We start from the raw sequence: 3,846 nt of genomic DNA on the forward strand, positions 1-3,846 counted from the left end.
CGCGCCCGGCCTGGCTATTTTCGATCTTCACCACCACACCGCTGCGCGCCGCAATGATCGGCGTGCCTTCGGGCATGGCAATGTCCATGGCGTAGCGGCTTTTGGCGTCGGTATGGCTGAAGTTGCCATTAGTGTTTTTGACGGGCCTTTTGCCAGGATGTCTGTTTCAATTCAACTTCACGATTCTCTCAGCAGGCCCACGCCATGGAAATCTCTGGCAGCAGCGCGTTTTATTCAGGCTTGAGCACGATTCAGTCCGGGCAGAGCCGTGTCGACCAGGCCGCCGGCAGGATTGCCAGTGCCGCCACTACCCAGCCGTCGGCCGCCCAGAGCGACCTTCTGCAGGCCAATGACCGCGCCCAGCCGACCAACTCGGCGAGCAATATGGTCGAAATGGCCCAAGGTAAATTTCAGGTGGAGCTGGGCGCGAAAGTCGCCAAGGCTTCCGATGAAATGCTCGGCACGTTGATCGACACCTTCGCCTGACCCCCCTATGGCAATGCGGTGTACCCGGTACACCGCGAGCGCCTACATCGCCTCTTTTTTCCGATAACCCTTGTGGCACCTCGCCGCAGGCATTGTCGTGCGCGCTGTTGAGCCGTGTCATGACAAACGGCAGCGGGACGACGCTTGACATCCCCAGGTCGTAAACGTATGTTTCAAACACCTGTTTGACCGCAACAACAAATCCCACGCGGTTGTTCATCCCAGATACATCAGCAGAGGTTTATCGCTATGCCTGACTACAAGGCCCCCTTGCGTGATATTCGCTTCGTTCGTGACGAACTGCTCGGCTATGAAGCGCACTATCAGAGCCTGCCGGCTTGCCAGGACGCTACTCCGGACATGGTTGACGCCATTCTCGAAGAAGGCGCCAAGTTCTGTGAGCAAGTACTGGCACCGTTGAACCGCGTGGGTGACATCGAAGGGTGTACCTGGAGCGAGTCAGGCGTTAAGACCCCTACTGGTTTCAAAGAAGCCTACAAACAGTTCGTCGAAGGCGGCTGGCCGAGCCTGGCCCACGACGTGGAGCACGGTGGCCAAGGCCTGCCGGAATCCCTGGGCCTGGCTGTCAGCGAAATGGTCGGCGAAGCCAACTGGTCGTGGGGCATGTACCCAGGCCTGTCCCATGGTGCGATGAACACCATCTCCGAGCACGGCACCCCCGAGCAGCAAGACGCCTACCTGACCAAACTGGTGTCGGGCGAATGGACCGGCACCATGTGCCTGACCGAGCCACACTGCGGCACCGACCTGGGCATGCTGCGCACCAAGGCCGAACCTCAGGCCGACGGTACCTATAAAGTCTCCGGCACCAAGATCTTCATCTCGGCCGGCGAACACGACATGGCCGATAACATCGTCCACATCGTACTGGCCCGCCTGCCGGACGCACCGGCCGGCACCAAAGGTATCTCGCTGTTTATCGTGCCCAAATTCCTGCCGAACGCTGATGGTTCGATCGGAGCGCGCAACGCGGTGACTTGTGGTTCCCTGGAACACAAGATGGGCATCCACGGTAACGCCACCTGCGTGATGAACTTCGACGCGGCCACCGGTTTCCTGATCGGCCCGGCGAACAAAGGCCTGAACTGCATGTTCACCTTTATGAACACCGCTCGCCTGGGCACCGCGCTGCAAGGCCTGGCCCACGCTGAAATCGGCTTCCAGGGCGGCCTGAAATATGCGCGTGACCGCCTGCAAATGCGTTCCCTGACTGGCCCGAAAGCGCCGGACAAAGCCGCCGACCCGATCATCGTCCACCCCGACGTGCGCCGCATGCTGCTGACCATGAAAGCCTTCGCTGAAGGTAACCGTGCGATGGTGTACTTCACCGCCAAGCAAGTGGACATCGTCAAGTACGGCACCGACGACGAAGCCAAGAAACAGGCCGATGGCCTGCTGGCATTCATGACCCCGATCGCCAAGGCGTTCATGACCGAAGTCGGTTTTGAATCCGCCAACCACGGCGTGCAGATCTACGGCGGTCACGGCTTCATCGCCGAGTGGGGCATGGAGCAGAACGTGCGCGACAGCCGCATTTCGATGCTGTACGAAGGCACCACCGGCATCCAGGCGCTGGACCTGCTCGGCCGTAAAGTGCTGATGACCCAAGGCGAAGCGCTCAAGGGCTTCACCAAGATCGTGCACAAGTTCTGCCAGGCCAACGAAGGCAACGAAGCGGTCAAAGAGTTCGTGACGCCGCTGGCTGCGCTGAACAAAGAGTGGGGCGAGTTGACCATGAAGGTCGGCATGGCGGCGATGAAAGACCGTGAAGAAGTCGGTGCCGCTTCGGTGGACTACCTGATGTACTCCGGTTATGCCTGCCTGGCTTACTTCTGGGCCGACATGGCGCGCCTGGCGGCCGAGAAACTGGCAGCTGGCACCAGCGAAGCGGCGTTCTACACCGCCAAGCTGCAGACCGCGCGCTTCTACTTCCAGCGCATCCTGCCGCGTACCCGTACTCACGTGGTCACCATGCTGTCGGGCGCCAACAACCTGATGGACATGAAAGAAGAGGACTTCGGCCTGGCTTACTAAGCCTCACCGAGCCCACTTGAAAAACCGTCGCTCCTTCTCGGGGCGGCGGTTTTTTTTGCGCGATAAAAAACACAGCGCAGCGCTCAGGGATTGCGATGGGCTGCCGTTACAGTGATGGCAATGTGATACAAGCCGGGCAGGGTATGTTTAACTGGCTGGACTGTGGCACAGTGCCATCATTCCTGGCGGGTCGGAGTTTTACCCTTGTCACGCGCGTCCGCTTTACGTTTCAGTCATTTCCTACCTTCACTGCTGCTGTTACTGGCCGGGCTCTCGGCTGCGTATGTCAAAGATCTCAACGTCTTCTTCACCTCGCTGTTTAACGTGTTGCCGACCCTGGTGCTGTTGCTCGGCGGTTCGTATTGCGCGGTCTATCGTCGCCAGCGTGAACTGTTCCTGATGATCACGGTGTATATCGCCTACTCCCTGCTCGATACCCAGACCGACTTCTACCGCGACAACGGCCGCGTGCGCGAAGACGCCGCCGTGGTGTTCCACTTGTGTTGCCTGTTGCTGCCGCTGCTGTTCAGCATCTATGCGCTGTGGCAGGAAAAAACCCACTTGTTCCGTGATTTTGTCGCGCGCTGTGCGGTGCTGCTGGCTATTGGCAGCGTGGCGTTGGCCCTGGAGCAAAGTTATCCCCAGGCGCTGCTGAACTGGCTGGCGGAAATTCGCTGGCCAGCGCTGCATGGCACCTGGATGAGCCTGATCCAGCTGTCATACCCGATGTTCCTGATCGGCTTTTTGACCTTGGCGGCGCAATACTGGTACCTACCGCGTCCGTTGCACGCGGCGCAGATGGTGGGGATGATCGGGCTGTTCTGGATGTTGCCGCAGACGTTTATCCTGCCGTTCACCCTGAACATCATGTGCAGCCAGGTGATGCTGATGATTGCGGCCGCGGTGGCTCACGAGGCGTATCAGATGGCGTTTCGCGACGAACTGACCGGCCTGCCTGGGCGGCGCGCGCTCAACGAGCGCATGCAGCGGCTGGGACGCAACTATGTGCTGGCGATGAGCGACGTCGACCACTTCAAACGCTTCAACGACACCCATGGTCACGACGTAGGGGACCAGGTGCTGCGCCTGGTGGCCAGCAAGCTGTCGAAGGTCAATGGCGGCGGACGCGCCTACCGTTATGGCGGTGAAGAGTTCGCCGTGGTGTTTGCCGGCAAGACCCTGGATGAGTGCATGCCGCACTTGGAAGAACTCCGCGAGATCATCGCCAACTACGACATCAAGCTGCGCAACCCGGACCGCCCGCAGGATGACCTGCAAGGCCGCCAGCGGCGCGCGGGCAGCGGT

3 protein-coding genes and 1 pseudogene are annotated in these 3,846 nt (G+C 60.1%); 3 read left to right on the top strand and 1 reads right to left on the bottom strand.

The features are described from left to right. Positions 1–130, bottom strand: a pseudogene (locus L9Z73_RS26950) (peptidase); the annotation flags it as partial. A 74-nt stretch (positions 131–204) separates the two neighbouring features. Between L9Z73_RS26950 and L9Z73_RS26955 the strand changes: the two are divergent. From L9Z73_RS26955 to L9Z73_RS26965, 3 genes are all read left to right on the top strand, one after another. Then, on the top strand, positions 205–486 hold the full coding sequence (locus tag L9Z73_RS26955) for a pyrroloquinoline quinone biosynthesis protein PqqE (RefSeq protein ID WP_247407646.1): 282 nt from the start codon (positions 205–207) through the stop codon (positions 484–486). Between the two features lie 249 nt (positions 487–735). Beyond that, on the top strand, positions 736–2,541 hold the full coding sequence (locus tag L9Z73_RS26960; protein ID WP_247407648.1) for a phenylacyl-CoA dehydrogenase: 1,806 nt from the start codon (positions 736–738) through the stop codon (positions 2,539–2,541). A 204-nt stretch (positions 2,542–2,745) separates the two neighbouring features. Further along, positions 2,746–3,846: GGDEF domain-containing protein (locus tag L9Z73_RS26965; RefSeq protein WP_247407650.1), on the top strand; the 1,101-nt coding region annotated here is incomplete at its 3' end.

Origin of the sequence: Pseudomonas emilianonis, from assembly GCF_023072625.1 — a bacterium.
GTDB classification, from domain to species: Bacteria; Pseudomonadota; Gammaproteobacteria; order Pseudomonadales; family Pseudomonadaceae; genus Aquipseudomonas; species Aquipseudomonas paraveronii.

Coding starts and splice junctions, on each gene's coding strand:
- L9Z73_RS26960 (WP_247407648.1), top strand. CDS start 736: ATGCCTGACTACAAGGCCCCCTTGCGTGATATTCGCTTCGTTCGTGAC.
- L9Z73_RS26955 (WP_247407646.1), top strand. CDS start 205: ATGGAAATCTCTGGCAGCAGCGCGTTTTATTCAGGCTTGAGCACGATT.